Origin of the sequence: Desulfosalsimonas propionicica (genome assembly GCF_013761005.1) — a bacterium.
Classification (GTDB): domain Bacteria; phylum Desulfobacterota; class Desulfobacteria; order Desulfobacterales; family Desulfosalsimonadaceae; genus Desulfosalsimonas; species Desulfosalsimonas propionicica.
The window spans coordinates 246,570-261,221 of the sequence record NZ_JACDUS010000002.1 but is presented as its reverse complement, the minus strand read 5'-3'; the positions used below and the strand labels follow the sequence as shown (position 1 = coordinate 261,221).

The window sequence follows — 14,652 nt, the reverse complement described above, 5'->3', positions numbered from 1 at the left end:
AACACTGCATGCGCACGCCCAATGTCTTTGAGGTCATGGATCTGCTGGATCCTGGTTTTGCTGCTGCCCGCAGCAGCCGCGGCCGGGACCTGGCAGGACGTGGATCAGATGATCGGCCCGAATGATTCAGCGGCTGTATTCGCCCCGGACTTCCGGGTCCTGTATGCCAAAAATGCCGACCGGATGCAAATCCCGGCATCCACGCTCAAGGTGCTCACCGCCCTGTGCGCCATGAAACGCCTTGGCCCTGATTTTCGATTTAAAACGCGATTTTATCTCAATGACAAAAACGACCTGATCATCAAAGGATTTGGCGATCCTTTGCTGATCAGCGAACAGGTGGCAGAAATCGCCAAAATTCTGACCGACCGGATTGCGCGGGTGCGGCATCTGATTCTGGATGACACGTGGGCGGATGCCGGCATTGGAATTCCGGGCGCAAAAAAACGCTCTCTGCAGCCTTATGACGCGCCTGCAGGGGCATTGTGTGTGAACTTCAACACAGTGGCCGCAGAACGACGAAACAACACCTGGGTCAGCGCAGAACCCCAGACCCCGCTTCTGCCCCTTGCCAAAAAGCGGCTGAGCCAAATCCAGCCCAAATCCGGCCGAATTCTTTTGTCTTCGGCCAACCAGGACAACCTCATCTACGCCGGTCAGTTGTTTGCCCATTTTCTTGCCAAAAACGGCCTTGGGCCGACCGGGAAAATCCGCATGGAAGAGGCGGTGCCGGACTGTCACCGGCTTATATACCAACACAGGTCGCCTTTTTCCCTCACCGAAGTCATCTCCCGAATCATGACCTATTCCAACAATTTTATGACCAACCAGTTGGTGCTGGCCCTGGGCGCAGATGCTTCAGGCCCGCCGGCCACGCTGGAAAAGGGTGTGGCCGTGATGAATCATTATGCCGAAAATCAGCTCGGCATCTCCCCGGAAATTGTTGAAGGCTCCGGCCTTTCCCGGAAAAACCGCATAAGTGCGCACATGTTCGGCCCGGTGCTGCACGGATTTGCCCCCTATTATGACCTGCTCACGGAAAAACACGGCATTTTTTATAAAACCGGAACATTAACCGGTATTCAGACCCGGGTCGGCTTTGTTTCCCACCAAGGGCAGTTATACGGCTTTGCCGTGCTGATCAATACGCCGGGCAAGGCCGCAGACCCTGTAACAAAAGCCATCGCCGCCAAGATCCGCAAAAAGAAATAACCCCGGGCCCGGATGCTGAGCCGCTTGGTGACAAAGTGACGGGGTTTTGAGAAAAAGCCGCTAGAGAAGGGAAGGTTCCTGGCCGCTTGTAATGCAGGCATAGGCGTTGTGGTTGTGAATGGACTCGTAGTTCTCCACCCCCACGGCAAACCAGGTAATGTTTTTGTCCGCCTTTAACTCCAGGGCAATGTCGCGGACAATGTCTTCCACAAACTTGGGGTTGGAAAAGCCTTTTTCAGTGACATATTTTTCATCCGAGCGTTTGAGCACCGAATACACGTCACAGGAGGCGGTGCGCTCCACAAGCGCAACCATGTCCTCAATCCAGATGAATTTTTTAAACCGGGTGCTCAGATATACCTTACCCCGCTGGTTGTGTGCGCCGTAGTCACTGATTTCCTTGGAACAAGGACAGACCGAGGAGATGGGGACCACGACCTCTGAAACCAAATCCACGCTGGATTTGGAATTCACCGAACCAATAAAACGGCAGGTATAGTCCATGAGTCCGGGCGATGCAGTGACCGGGGCCTGCTTTTCAATGAAAAACGGGAAAGTGACCTCGATGTGGGCGGATTCCGCGTTGAGATGGGCCTTCATCTGGTTGAGGATATCCGAGAAAGTTTTTAAGGAAAGCTTGGGCCGGAACAGATGAAGCAGTTCCACAAACCGGCTCATGTGCGTGCCCTTGCATTCGTGGGGCAGATCCACGTACATATTGATGGACGCAACGGTGTGCTGATGGCCGTTGTTTCGGTCCAGCACGGTCACGGGATAACGCAGGCCCTTGATGCCGACCTTGTTGATGGCAATGTTGCGGTAGTCGCGCTCGTTCTGAACGTCCTTCATGGTCCGTTCAATATTGAGCCGCCGCAGTTCTGCCTCTGTCTCGTCGCCGATCATTTTTGTCAAACCGTTGTCCCTGTTTTCTCCGGTGGTCCGGGCATCAGCGAAGCCGGCCTGCCGGTTTGAGCATATAATCCATGTTGATGTGCCCCAAAGATCTGAACATGTTGTTTTTGATCTTTTTTTTGCCGCGGGTCAGACTAGCCACGATCTCCTTGATTTCCCGTCGTTTCGAACGATCCCCTGACGGACACGGATTGACAAACTCCGGAAAATCCATGGCTGCCGCAAACCGCCGAAGCCGGTCTTCATCCACGTAAGCCAGGGGGCGGATGATGGTGAATTTGCCCTCAAACATCTGCTGGGCCGGCCGCATGGTGCTCATGACCCCTGTATAACACATGTTAATAAAAAATGTCTCCAGGATATCGTCCTTGTGATGCCCCAGGGCAATTTTGCTGCACCCGGTTTCCTCGGCCTTTTCAAAAATCCGCTGCCGCCGCCTGCGGGCGCACAAAAAACACGGGTTTTCCAGATTTTCATCGCTGTGGGCCACAATCCCGTGATCCGTGTATTCCACCAGCAGCTCCAGGTCAAGCTGCCTGCGGCACCACTGCTCCAGGTCTGAAGCAAAACCGCCGTCAAAGCCGGGATCCACATACAGGGGCACCAACTGGTAATCAATGGGAATGCGACGCAGCCGCTCTGCAAACATCCACAGCAGGCTCAGGCTGTCCTTGCCGCCCGATACACCCACCAGGATACGATCTCCGGCAGAGATCAAATCATAGTCGTGAATCACCCGACCCATGTCCCTGTTGACGGCTTTGTAGGAATAATCCGACATGTGCCCCAAAAAACCTGTCAGTCGGTTTCAGAACCCGTCTCCGGGGCCTCTTCCGGGCCGGATGGCGCCGGATTTTCAGGTTCAGTGCCGGCACCCGCGTTGACTTCCACGTCATCCGGGATAAAGGTTTCTTCGGCATGTTCGGTAACAAATACTTTTCCGGCCGCGATTTCCCGCAGGGCCGCCACGATATCTCCGTTGCTCGGCGCCTTGATCAGACGATCGGTGCCTTCCCGAAGCTGCCGGACGCGCTTTGCTGCCGTGTGCACCAGCAGAAAGCGGTTCGGGATGCGCTTCAGACAATCTTCCACAGTGACCCTTGCCATGGTGCAATCCTTTCTTATTTAAACAATATCCACAAGTTCGTAGTTTCTGCGTCCGCCCGGAGCATCAATGACAAGTTCGTCTCCGAGCTTTCTGCCGATAATGGCTTTTCCCAGAGGGGATTCAACCGAGATGCGCCCCTCCTTGATATTGGATTCCTCCGGACCCACCAGCTGGTAGCTGACCTCGTCGCCGGTATCAATGTTTTCCAGCACAACCGTGCAGCCAAACACGGCCTTGTCCTTTGGCAGGGTGTCGGGATCGATCACCTCGGCATTGGCCAGCTTGTATTCCAGCTCGTTGATCCGGGCGTCGAGAAAACTCTGGCGCTCCTTTGCCGCGGAAAACTCGGCATTCTCCGATAAATCCCCGTGGGCCCGGGCCTCCTCGATTGCGCGGATGTTGCCGGGCCGTTCAACTTTGCGAAGCTGGTGAAGCTCTTTTTTTAAGGATTCAAACCCTTGTCTGGTGATCGGTACCTGTCTCACAATCCTTCCCCTGTTATCCGGTTTTAATATAATCGGCCACCAGGCTGCCCACCTCTGCGGTGGTGTAACCCATTTTCCCGGCAGCCACATCCTTGAGATCGTCTTTGAGCACTTTTTTCACGGCTTCTTCCACATCTGCTGCCGCTTTTTCCTCTCCCAGGGCTTCGAGCAGCAGCTGGGCCGAACTGATGGCTGCCAGCGGGTTGATAATCTGCTTGCCGGCGTACCTGGGCGCGGACCCGCCAATGGGCTCAAACATGGAAACGCCTTCGGGATTGAGATTGCCGCCTGCGGCAATGCCCATGCCCCCCTGAATCATGGCGCCAAGGTCGGTGATGATGTCGCCGAACATGTTGTCTGTGACAATAACATCAAACCATTCGGGATTTTTGACCATCCACATGCACGTGGCATCCACGTGGGCGTAATCGGTTTCAATATCCGGGTATTCTTTGGCCACTTCGTAAAAAGCGCGCTCCCACAGATCAAATGCATAGGTGAGCACGTTGGTTTTACCGCACAGGGTGACTTTTTTCTTTTGATTGCGCTTCCGGCAGTATTCAAAGGCAAAGCGGATGCAGCGCTCAACGCCTTTGCGCGTGTTAATCGATTCCTGAACCGCCACCTCGTCCGGGGTGCCCCGCTTCAAAATCCCCCCGGCGCCGGCATACAAGCCCTCGCTGTTTTCCCGGATGACCACGAAATCAATATCCGCAGGGCCTTTGTCCTTCAACGGTGTGCTCACCCCTTCATAGAGCTTTACCGGCCGAAGATTGATGTACTGGTCAAGTTCAAAGCGAAGCTGCAGCAGCAGGCCTTTTTCCAGGACCCCGGGTTTGACATCCGGATGGCCGATGGCGCCCAAAAAAATGCCGTCCCGGGTACGAAGTTCGTCAATGACATTTTCCGGCAGGATTTCGCCGGTTTTCATATAATGCTCCCCGCCCAGGGGATAATGTTTGAATTGAAACGAAAATCCGTGTTTCTGTGCCGCCCGCTCAAGCACTTTCAGTCCTTCGTCCACCACTTCCGGTCCGGTTCCGTCGCCGGGTATCACGGCGATGTTATAGGATTTTCCCATTGATGTCCTCTTTTTGTCTTGCAGTTACGCGGTTGCAGGTTGTTTTTTCCGGATGCGCTGCGCTGTGTTGTCTAATGCGTTATTGCATATATCCCATGATGGACTGGCCCGCCTTGACCTTGTCGCCCACGCGGACCGCCGGTTCAGTATTTTCCGGCAGATACAGATCCACCCGGGAGCCAAAGCAGATCATGCCGAAACGCTGACCTGCGGTCATATTCTGATTTTGCGCCACAGTGCAGATAATTCTGCGCGCCACCAGGCCGGCGACCTGAACCACTGCGATTTCATGTCCGGTTTTCGTGCGCACAATCACGGCGTTGTGCTCGTTTAGCCGCCAGGCCCGGTCCTTGTCAGCCGGGTAAAACCGCCCGGGCGCATAACGGATGGCCGCCACCGTGCCGTCAAGCGGAATCCTGTTGACGTGCACGTTGAATACGTTCATGAAAACCCCGATGTTCAAGCAACGGCCCGTGCCAAAGGGATTGGATTCAAGGGGGCGCACGCACACCACTTTTCCGTCAGCCGCGGATATCACCGCATTTTCCGCCTCAGGGGTGGCCCGATCCGGGTCCCGAAAAAACCAGCAGAAAAAAAACGTCACAGCAAGGCCCGCCAGGGCCAGTCCTGCAATTTCCAGAAGCGCGAAAATCAGCGTGGCAAAACCGGCCGCAAAAATCAGCGGGTAGCCGGGTGCGGCAATAGCAAAGGCCGACCGGCTCTGCGGGTCGGCCCATCGAAAACCCCCCATATCGATCCTCTTTCTCAAGTCAACTGGTAGTAATTCAATTTGAATCCATTATTATATTTGGTGAAACAATGCCTGTCAATAAAAAGGCGCAGCAAATGCCTGCCCGACAAGCGATTTGCAGCCCACGGGGCACAAAACCAATCTTTATTTCCCCCGAAATTTCTGTTTTCGCTCTGCATCGGACTGGCGGATATAGTGCGGGACAACCCCTGCAGCATCACTGACCGCACCAGAACGAAGCATTTCACCCGCCATTTCCGCAACCACGGCCGCACGGATCCGGTTCTGAACGCCCGGGGCCAGTCGCGCCCTGCCGGAAAGGCGGCTGATGATGTGCTCGTTGTAAAGCACGGCGCCCGAACCGGAAAACCAGCAGGACTGCCGGCCCAGGGCCGAAATTTCATCGATCACCATGTCGGGACCGGCCACCTGCGCTGGCATAATTTCCTCCAGCCGTCCCTGTTCCAGACAAAAAACCTGGGCATAAACCTGATTTTTCCTGGCATCGAGCATGGGGCAAAACAATCCGGAAACACCCAGATAAGGCCATGCCAGGGCCTCCAAACACGATACCGGACAGACCGGGCGGCCATATGCCATGGCAAAGCCCTTGACCGTGGCCATGCCAATGCGAAGGCCGGTAAAACTGCCCGGCCCGCTTGTCACAGCCAAGGCGTCGAGCTCTGAGATCTTCTGTCCCGAAAGCGCCAGCACGGCGTCAATCAGCCGCATCAGGTGCCGGGCATGGGTCTGGTCCAAATCCGCCCCGAATTCAGCCGTGATTTTCCCCTCTTGCATCAGGGCCACGCTGCAGGTGCGTGTTGCGCTGTCTACGGCCAGCAGGTTCATTGTCTGTTTGTCCCGGCTAGCCGGCGGCATTGGCCGGTTTTTTGGCCGGCTTTTTTGTTGATCGCGCCGGGGTTTTCTTTTTTTTGGCCGCAGCAGCGGATTTTTTGGCCAGATCCTTTCCGATGGCCACCTCTATGGCCTGATCCAGGGTGCTGACCGGGATAAACTGGATCTTACGGCGCACGTTTTTGGGAATCTCGGAAAGCTCAGGCTTGTTTTTCTCCGGGATGATGATGGTGTTGATGCCAAATCGCAGGGCGCCAATGGCTTTTTCCCGCAGGCCGCCGATAGGCAGCACACGTCCGCGAAGGGAAATCTCACCGGTCATGGCCACGCACTTATCCACCGGCTGCCCGGTAAGGGCCGAAATCAGGGCCGTTGCCATGGCAATGCCCGCAGACGGCCCGTCCTTTGGGATGGCCCCGGCCGGCACATGGATATGGATGTCAATGGACTCAAACACGTTTTTCTCAAGGCCCAGCTCCTTTTGGTGGGCCCGGGCATAGCTGACCGCGGCCCGGGCTGATTCCTGCATCACCTCTCCGAGCTGGCCGGTGATAATCAGCTCTCCCTTGCCTTCAAGCAGGGAGACTTCAACGTAAAGCACCTCCCCGCCCACCTGGGTCCAGGCCAGACCCGTGGCCAGACCCACCTGGGTTTCGTCCTGATCCAGCTCGGGAATGTAGCGCGGCGGGCCCAGATAGGTATTCAAACTGCCACGGGTGATGCGAAACGGGCCTTTTTTGCCCTCTGCCATTTTCCGGGCGACTTTTCTGCATAAGGCCCCGAGTTCCCGCTCCAGGTTACGCAGGCCGGCCTCGGAGGTGTATTCGGTGATCAGGCGCGCCAGGGCCGAGTTGCTGACGGAAAGGTCTTTGGACTTAAGCCCGTTGTCTGACAGCTGCCTGGGCAGCAAATACCTTCTGGCAATCACCTGCTTTTCTTCCTCGGTGTAGCCGGCCAACTGAATGACCTCCATGCGGTCGAGCAGGGCCGAGGGGATGGTATCGGTCATGTTGGCCGTGAGAATAAACAGCACCCTGGACAGATCAAAGGGCATGTTCACGAAATGATCGCTGAAATTGGTGTTCTGTTCCGGGTCAAGGGCCTCGAGCAGGGCAGAGGACGGATCGCCCCGGAAATCCATGCCGATCTTGTCAATTTCATCCATCATGAAAACCGGATTGTTGCTGTTGCAGTGCTTCAGTCCCTGGAGAATCCGGCCCGGCATGGCGCCGATATAAGTGCGGCGGTGCCCCCGGATTTCGGCCTCGTCTCTGATACCGCCAAGAGACATGCGGAAAAAATTTCGGTTCATGGCATCGGCAATGGACTGGCCAAGCGAGGTTTTGCCCACGCCGGGCGGGCCCACAAAGCACAGAATCTGTCCTTTTTTGTTGGGATTGAGCTTGCGCACGCTCAGATATTCCAGAATCCGGTCCTTGACCCGGTCAAGCCCATAGTGATTTTTGTCCAGCACGCTTTTTGCCTTGGGAATGTCGATGACATCCTTTGTGGAGCGGCTCCAGGGCAGATCCACCAGCCAGTCCAGATAGGTGCGGACAATGGTGGCCTCCGAGGAATCCGGATGCATCTGTTCCAGGCGTTTGAGCTGCTTTTCAGCTTCCTTGGCCGCTTCCTTGGGCATTTTGGCCTTTTTGATGCGTTTGCGGTATTCCTCGACTTCAGCGGAGCGCTCATCCTGCTCACCCAGTTCCTTATGAATGGCCCGGACCTGCTCGCGCAAAAAATAATCCCGCTGGTTTTTCGATATTTCATCCCGCACATGGGACTGGATCTTGGCCTGAACCGTGGAAAGCTCCACTTCCTTGGCCAGATAGTTGTTGACCTGCTTGAGGCGTTCCACGGGATCTTCGGTTTCCAGCAGACCCTGGGCCTCCTCGGTTTTGAGCTTGAGATTGGAGGAAACCAGGTCAGCGAGTTTTCCGGGATTTTCAATCTCATCAAGCAGCATACTGATCTCACCGGTATACTCGCCGCGGATGTTTAAGATCTTTTCACAGTTTTCCCGGACATTTCGCATCAAAGCCTGATGCTCCACATCGGATATATCCGCTGAATCATCCGGGAGCAGATCAAATGACACCTCGTAAAACTGCTTTTTACTGGCAAACCGCTTGACCCGGCCCTTTTCCAGGCCGTGGATCAGCACCTTGAAGTGCCCGTCGGGCAGCTTAATCATGCGCAGAATCCGGCAAACCGTTCCCACTCGGTAAATATCTTTGGATTTCGGATCCTCGGCCATGGGATCTTTTTGTGCAGCCAGAAAAAGCAGCCGCTCCTTTTTCATGGCCGCCTCCACTGCGCGCAGGGATTTTTCCCGACCAATATAAAGGGGCAGAACCATGTCCGTGAAAATCACCATGTCCCGCACGGGCAGCAGGGGAAGGCGATCCGGAATTTCAACCTCCCGTTCATCGCTTTCATCTATGAGTCGAATCAGATCGTCCTTATCACTTTCGGCCATTGTTACTCCTGAAAAATTCAAATATTTAAGTTCTTGTCGTTCTGACCGCCGTTTATGGGCTGGGCTACGAATAAATCAAACCATGGTCCGGAGTCAATAGCCATGTGACGGCAAAAAACGATTTTGCATCCCCGGGAGATATGATAGTTGGGGTTTTACGGTCTTAATATGTCAAAATTTTAAAATACGGGACTGGGGAATAAATCCATTTTATTTTTTCGCCTGTATGTATGATTCATTATTTAACAGGGTTGCGGACATGTCAAATCTGATTTTCTGGTTTCTGGTATTTTGCACCGGTCTTTGCATGGGAAGTTTCTTAAATGTCTGCGTCAGCCGGCTCCCCCAGGGGCTGTCCATTGTTCGGCCGGGCTCCCGGTGCCCGGACTGTTCAACGGCCATTGCCTTTTATGACAACATCCCGGTTATCAGCTGGCTGCTGCTGAGAGGCCGCTGCAGAGCCTGCGGCCGGAGCATTTCAGTACGCTATCCCATAGTGGAGCTTGCCGCCGGGGTCATGGCTGTGCTTGTGGCTGTCCAGTACGGCCCTGCTCTGCCGGCCCTGATTTATTTTTTACTGATCTGTGCACTGATTGCCATTTCCCTTATCGATCTGGATCATCGCATCATCCCGGACATGATCAGCCTGCCCGGGATTGCAGCCGGGTTTCTGGCCTCGTTTCTGCTCCCTGAACTTTCCTGGCTTGACTCATTGCTCGGCATACTGGTTGGCGGCGGCCTTCTCTATGCTGTAGCCCTGGGTTATTACCTGTTTGCCGGCAAGGAAGGCATGGGCGGCGGCGATATCAAGCTTTTGGCCATGCTTGGGGCCTTTATCGGCTGGAAAGGCGTTTTTTTCACCATTTTTGTGGCATCACTGATCGGAACCATCACCGGTATTGTCATGATACTGACTGCGGGCAAAAATCTCAAGTTTGCCGTGCCTTTCGGGCCGTTTCTGTCACTGGGCGCGGTGGTTTACCTCTTTTTCGGGCAGAGCCTGATTCAATGGTACTTTTTTGGCCCCCGGCCCTGGTAACCTCCCGGCAAACCCCCATGAATTTGGATAAGTCTTTAAATCATGCTTGACACGGCTGTTTTGCCCCAGTATTGTTATCGGAAATCAAGATCGCAAACAGTGATTCAGAAGCCATTATATTTTTAAATTTTATATGACTGCTGACCCGTGTTTGGCCTCAATTGGCGCAATAAATCATCGCCTTTAATCGTTTCTGCCGCATCTGGCAAGGCAGACGAACCCCTGAATATCAACCACCCCAAAAGCAATGAAAGGAGTCGTGCAGTGAACAAGGCCGATTTAGTAAACGAAGTGGCAAAAGTCGTCAGCACAAAAAAAGAGGCGCAGGCAGCAGTCGATTGTGTGATCCAGACCATCACCGATGCCATGTCAAAAGGAGACAGCGTAACTCTGGTCGGATTCGGTACATTCAAACCCGTCAAGCGCGAAGCCCGCACCGGAAGAAACCCGCAAACCGGTGCAGCCATCAATATCAAGGCGCGCAAGGTCCCCAAGTTCACCCCGGGAAAAGGCCTGAAAGAAGCCCTCAATTAATTGTGCAGAATCCCCCGGTATTATGCCGGACGGCCTTTGGTCAGACCAATGAGCAGGTATCCGCTTTTAAAAAAGACGACACGCAGTCACATCGAATCTGCGTGTCGTCTTTTTTTATGTTGGCGCTTGTCAGCCAGGTGCTGTATCTAGCAGGTTCCCCCGCCGCAGCTCGAGCATCCCTGTCCCAGCTCAATGCTTGAGCTGATGGCAAACCCAAACCCGGTAAAATCGATTTTAATGGGCTGGGCTTCCGCCAGGAAATCCTTGTTTGCAATGAACTGAAAATTATTCACGTCAAAAACTTCATCGGTTTCGTTTGGTTCATCCAGAACCATGGCCAGAGACGGCCCCCCTCACCCGCCGGGGTTGAGCAGGACCCGTATGGGCTTGGGGTCCTTGTCTTTGAAAAACTCCGAAATCTTCTCGTATGCTGCATCCGTTACTTCAAGCATGTTTATTCCTCCAAGGTTCATATTTTGAGTATACAAATTAAAAGTTTAAAAAACTAGCCGCAAATATCGTCATTGTCAATAAAAATTTTATTTTGACTTGCTTTTGCGGATCTGTTATTGCACCGGACACCGTGAAAATACGGCAGATTGTTTTTTACCCGGCTGCCCTTTTCCGGCGCTGCAAATACACAATAACCACGATTGAATAAAAAGAAAGGATAAAAGCATGGAACAAACCCTGTCCATTATCAAGCCCGACGGCGTCAGCCAGGGACTGATCGGCGAAGTCATAAAGCGTTTTGAGGCAAACGGCATCCGGATTGCAGCCATGAAAATGCTGCAGATGACAAAAAAACAGGCCCAGGGCTTTTATGCCGTCCACAAGGAGCGGCCGTTTTTTGAAAGCCTGACCGATTTCATGACCTCGGGCCCTGTCGTAGCCATGGTGCTTGAAGGCGAAAATGTGATTGAAAAAAACCGTACCCTCATGGGCGCAACCAACTTCAAAGAAGCAGAAGAAGGCACCATCCGCCGGGATTTTGCCACGGATATTGAAAAAAACGTGGTGCACGGATCGGATTCACCCGAAACCGCGGCCTTTGAAATCAGCTATTTTTTCAATCAGTTTGAGATTATAAAATAAAGGTTCAACAGGGGGCGGATATAAAATTTTCGCCCAAAGTCTGATTTCAAATGGCGCCGTAAAAGTTCAAGATCAAGGCTTGCGCAATTTCGAAGAATGCAGCGTAGTTAGCCGTACGTGAAATTCTGAAAAATTGCGCGTAACGCAGATATTGGACTTTTACGGCGCCATCACTTTTTTACTCTTTGCTTTTTAACACCGACAGAAACGCGCTTTGCGGGATCATCACCTCCCCGGCCATCTTCATCCGCTTTTTTCCCTTTTTCTGCTTTTCCAGCAACTTGCGTTTCCGGGTAATATCACCGCCGTAGCACTTGGCGGTGACGTCCTTGCGATAGGCATTAATGGTTTCCCGGGCAATGACCTTGCCGCCGATGGCCCCCTGGATGGCGACTTTAAACATGTGCCGGGGAATTTCCTCCTTTAGCTTCTCGCAGGTCTGCCGGGCCCGAAACGGGGCCTTGTCTTTGTGCACCAGCTGGGACAAGGCATCCACGCGTTCGCTGTTGATCAAAATATCCACGCGCACGATATCAGACTGCCGGTAATCGAGCATGTCATAATCAAATGAGCCATATCCCTGAGTGACGGTTTTGAGCCGGTCGTAAAAATCATAAACCACCTCGGCCAGAGGCATTTCAAACACCATTTCCATGCGGTTGCTGCCAAAGTACTGGTAATTGGTGTTAATTCCACGCCGCTCCAGGCACAGCTGCATGATCTGGCCCATGTAGGTGTCTGGTGTGAAAATCGAGGCCCGGATGTAGGGCTCCCGGATATAGGCGATATTGACCGGGTCGGGATAAAGGGCCGGGTTTTCAATTGTCATCATGGTACCGTCGTTTAGTCCGATTTCGTACTGCACCGAGGGTGCGGTGATGATCAGGGAAAGATCGTATTCCCGCTCCAGGCGGGCCTGGACGATCTCCAGATGCAGCAACCCCAGAAAACCGCACCTGAATCCGAAGCCCAGCGCCGCTGACGTGTCCTTTTCATACACAAGCGAGGCATCGTTTAATTTCAGCTTGTCCATGGCCGCAGCCAAATCCGGATACTCGTCTGTGTCCACCGGGTAAATGGATGAAAACACCACGGGCTTGGGCTCCTTAAAGCCCGGCAGCGCCTTTTCGCACGGGCGCTTTTTTACGGTAATGGTATCTCCGGTGCGCGTGTCGCTCACCGTCTTGATCCCGGCAATGATATAGCCCACCCGGCCTGCGGTGATAGACTTCTGGGGTACCCGCTTGATCTGAAAAACCCCTGTTTCCTCCACCGTGTATTCCGCCTGGTTGGACATGAACATGATCCGGTCGCCTGGCCGCAGGGTCCCGTCGATCATCCGGAAATGCACCACCGTTCCCCTGAACGGATCATAATGGGAATCAAAGATCAGGGCCTTGACAGGCGCGTCCGGATTTCCCTGGGGCGGGGGCAGCTTGGTGACAATGGCTTCCAGGATCTCTTCAGTGCCGATCCAGTCCTTGGCCGAGGCCAGGATGGCCGTGTCCGGATCAAGGCCGAGTTCATCTGCAATCTGGAGCTTTACCTTTTCAATGTCAGCCGAGGGCAGATCAATTTTGTTGATCACCGGGATGATCTCCAGGTCATGCTCCAGGGCCAGGTAAAGATTGGCAATGGTCTGGGCCTGAACTCCCTGGCTGGCATCAACCAGCAGCAGCGCGCCCTCGCAAGAGGCCAGGGCCCGGGAGACCTCATAGGAAAAATCCACATGGCCCGGGGTGTCAATGAGATTGAGATAATAAAGATGGCCGTCTTTTGCGGTATACGGAAGACAAATGGTCTGGCTTTTGATGGTAATGCCCCGCTCCCGCTCCAAATCCATGCTGTCTAGCATTTGGTCCTTGAAATCCCTTTCAGCCACAATGTCGGTGGACTGGATCAGGCGGTCGGAAAGGGTTGATTTTCCGTGGTCAATATGGGCGATAATACTGAAGTTGCGAATGTTTTTCATATAATTCCAATTGGATAAACCGGTTTGAACTCCCCGGGAAAAAACCCGGAGAAAAATGTGTTCTCCTATCAATTCAAAACAGGCCTGTCAAGGCAGACCCGTTTTACCAGGGCTGCTCAATCTTAACGGTCAGATACAAATCCCCCTTGTTTCCGGAATCGTCATCCCGGCCCAGGCCTTTTAAGCGCAGCACTTTTCCGTCCCGGGTACCGGGCGGAATTTTGAGCCGGTACATGCGGTTGTGAAACCCCCAGGGAACGTTGATCCTTTTCGTGGCCCCGGCAGCGGCTTCATACGGGGTGATGCGAAGGGTCTCATGAACATCCGGCTCACTGCCCCCGCCACGGGGCCGGATGACCTGGAGGTGATCACTTTTTTTCCGCCGGATGCTGCTCCGGTGATACCCGTTTTCCCCGCGGTTGTCCGGCAGCAGGGGAAACAGCTTTAAAGCCGCCATGCCGCAGACAAATCCGCCGATATGCGCCCACCAGGCAATGCCCGCCTGCTGGGCCTGGGCGCCGGCGGCATTGAGCAACTGCATCAGAAACCACAGCCCCAAAAAGAAAAAAGCCGGTATCTCCACAAAAAACGGAATAAACAAAATCGGAATCAGGGTCAGGATCCGGGAATGGGGATAGAGCAAAAAATAGGCGCCCATAACCCCGGCAATCGCACCGCTGGCCCCGATAACCGGCGTTGTGGACTGGGCGTTTAAGGCAAAATGGAACAACCCGGAAACAAGGCCGCAGCCCACGTAAAAAATCAGAAAATAAAACGACCCGAGCCGGTCCTCCACGTTGTCGCCGAAAATATAAAGGCTCCACATGTTAAACAGCAGATGCAGAAACCCGCCGTGGAGAAACATAAAGGAAAACAGGGAAAACACCTGTTGAAACGGCGTGAAATAGGCGGATATCTCCCCTGAGGTATAACGTGCCGGCACCAGGCCGTAGGTGACGATAAACTGCTGGAGTTCCCGGGGTCCGTAACTGATCTGGGACAAAAAAACCAGGACATTGACGGCAATGAGCACATGGGTGACCAGGGGATAATACCTGGCCGGTATGGTATCTCTCAATGGAATCATTTATGCCGGCCTTGCCCGGGCTTGTGTCCCGGAAAAAAA

General features: G+C 53.8%; 15 protein-coding genes. 4 read left to right on the top strand and 11 right to left on the bottom strand.

Translation table 11 applies throughout. From position 1 onward, the window contains the following. The first annotated feature begins 21 nt into the window (after nt 1–21). Nucleotides 22–1,212 carry a D-alanyl-D-alanine carboxypeptidase/D-alanyl-D-alanine-endopeptidase gene (locus HNR65_RS04545; RefSeq protein ID WP_181550278.1) on the top strand — a complete coding sequence of 397 codons (1,191 nt, stop codon included), beginning with the start codon at nt 22–24 and terminating at the stop codon, nt 1,210–1,212. 60 nt (nt 1,213–1,272) lie between these two features. On the opposite strand, the gene folE2 is transcribed toward HNR65_RS04545, so the two are convergent. The 8 genes from folE2 to lon form a co-directional block, all read right to left on the bottom strand. Continuing rightward, complete coding sequence (folE2, locus tag HNR65_RS04540) at nt 1,273–2,061, bottom strand: GTP cyclohydrolase FolE2 (protein ID WP_181550562.1); 789 nt, start codon at nt 2,059–2,061, stop codon at nt 1,273–1,275. A gap of 97 nt (nt 2,062–2,158) precedes the next feature. Continuing rightward, entirely contained in the window at nt 2,159–2,905 is a 747-nt protein-coding gene (locus tag HNR65_RS04535) for a tRNA lysidine(34) synthetase (protein ID WP_181550277.1), read from the bottom strand. Between the two features lie 17 nt (nt 2,906–2,922). Further along, the gene (rpoZ, locus tag HNR65_RS18200; protein ID WP_181550276.1) at nt 2,923–3,231 is read right to left on the bottom strand and encodes a DNA-directed RNA polymerase subunit omega; all 309 of its coding nucleotides are present in this window, start codon (nt 3,229–3,231) and stop codon (nt 2,923–2,925) included. 18 nt (nt 3,232–3,249) lie between these two features. Next, a complete protein-coding gene (greA, locus tag HNR65_RS04525; RefSeq protein ID WP_181550275.1) occupies nt 3,250–3,717 on the bottom strand; it encodes a transcription elongation factor GreA in 468 nt (155 codons plus the stop codon). 13 nt (nt 3,718–3,730) lie between these two features. Beyond that, on the bottom strand, nt 3,731–4,798 hold the full coding sequence (locus HNR65_RS04520) for a 3-isopropylmalate dehydrogenase (RefSeq protein ID WP_181550274.1): 1,068 nt from the start codon (nt 4,796–4,798) through the stop codon (nt 3,731–3,733). 79 nt (nt 4,799–4,877) lie between these two features. After that, nucleotides 4,878–5,549 carry a phosphatidylserine decarboxylase family protein gene (locus HNR65_RS04515; protein WP_181550273.1) on the bottom strand — a complete coding sequence of 224 codons (672 nt, stop codon included), beginning with the start codon at nt 5,547–5,549 and terminating at the stop codon, nt 4,878–4,880. 144 nt (nt 5,550–5,693) lie between these two features. Next, entirely contained in the window at nt 5,694–6,398 is a 705-nt protein-coding gene (tsaB, locus tag HNR65_RS04510) for a tRNA (adenosine(37)-N6)-threonylcarbamoyltransferase complex dimerization subunit type 1 TsaB (RefSeq protein ID WP_181550272.1), read from the bottom strand. 16 nt (nt 6,399–6,414) lie between these two features. Next, nucleotides 6,415–8,886 (bottom strand): endopeptidase La, encoded by a 2,472-nt coding sequence (gene lon / locus HNR65_RS04505; protein ID WP_181550271.1) that lies wholly within the window; start codon nt 8,884–8,886, stop codon nt 6,415–6,417. A gap of 259 nt (nt 8,887–9,145) precedes the next feature. Between lon and HNR65_RS04500 the strand changes: the two genes are divergently transcribed. After that, nucleotides 9,146–9,925: a prepilin peptidase gene (locus tag HNR65_RS04500; protein ID WP_181550270.1), complete on the top strand. Its 780-nt coding sequence runs from the start codon at nt 9,146–9,148 to the stop codon at nt 9,923–9,925. Nucleotides 9,926–10,189: 264 nt separating this feature from the next. Beyond that, nucleotides 10,190–10,459 (top strand): HU family DNA-binding protein, encoded by a 270-nt coding sequence (locus HNR65_RS04495; RefSeq protein WP_181550269.1) that lies wholly within the window; start codon nt 10,190–10,192, stop codon nt 10,457–10,459. A gap of 146 nt (nt 10,460–10,605) precedes the next feature. Here HNR65_RS04495 and HNR65_RS04490 read toward each other — a convergent pair whose 3' ends face one another. Continuing rightward, nucleotides 10,606–10,794, bottom strand: coding sequence for a hypothetical protein (locus HNR65_RS04490; RefSeq protein WP_181550268.1), 189 nt, complete (start codon nt 10,792–10,794; stop codon nt 10,606–10,608). Between the two features lie 343 nt (nt 10,795–11,137). On the opposite strand from HNR65_RS04490, the gene ndk reads away from it, so the two are divergent. Next, nucleotides 11,138–11,554 (top strand): nucleoside-diphosphate kinase, encoded by a 417-nt coding sequence (ndk, locus tag HNR65_RS04485; RefSeq protein ID WP_181550267.1) that lies wholly within the window; start codon nt 11,138–11,140, stop codon nt 11,552–11,554. Nucleotides 11,555–11,732: 178 nt separating this feature from the next. On the opposite strand, the gene lepA is transcribed toward ndk, so the two are convergent. Beyond that, nucleotides 11,733–13,526 (bottom strand): translation elongation factor 4, encoded by a 1,794-nt coding sequence (lepA, locus tag HNR65_RS04480; protein WP_181550266.1) that lies wholly within the window; start codon nt 13,524–13,526, stop codon nt 11,733–11,735. 103 nt (nt 13,527–13,629) lie between these two features. Then, nucleotides 13,630–14,613 carry a rhomboid family intramembrane serine protease gene (locus tag HNR65_RS04475; RefSeq protein WP_181550265.1) on the bottom strand — a complete coding sequence of 328 codons (984 nt, stop codon included), beginning with the start codon at nt 14,611–14,613 and terminating at the stop codon, nt 13,630–13,632. Nucleotides 14,614–14,652: the final 39 nt, after the last annotated feature.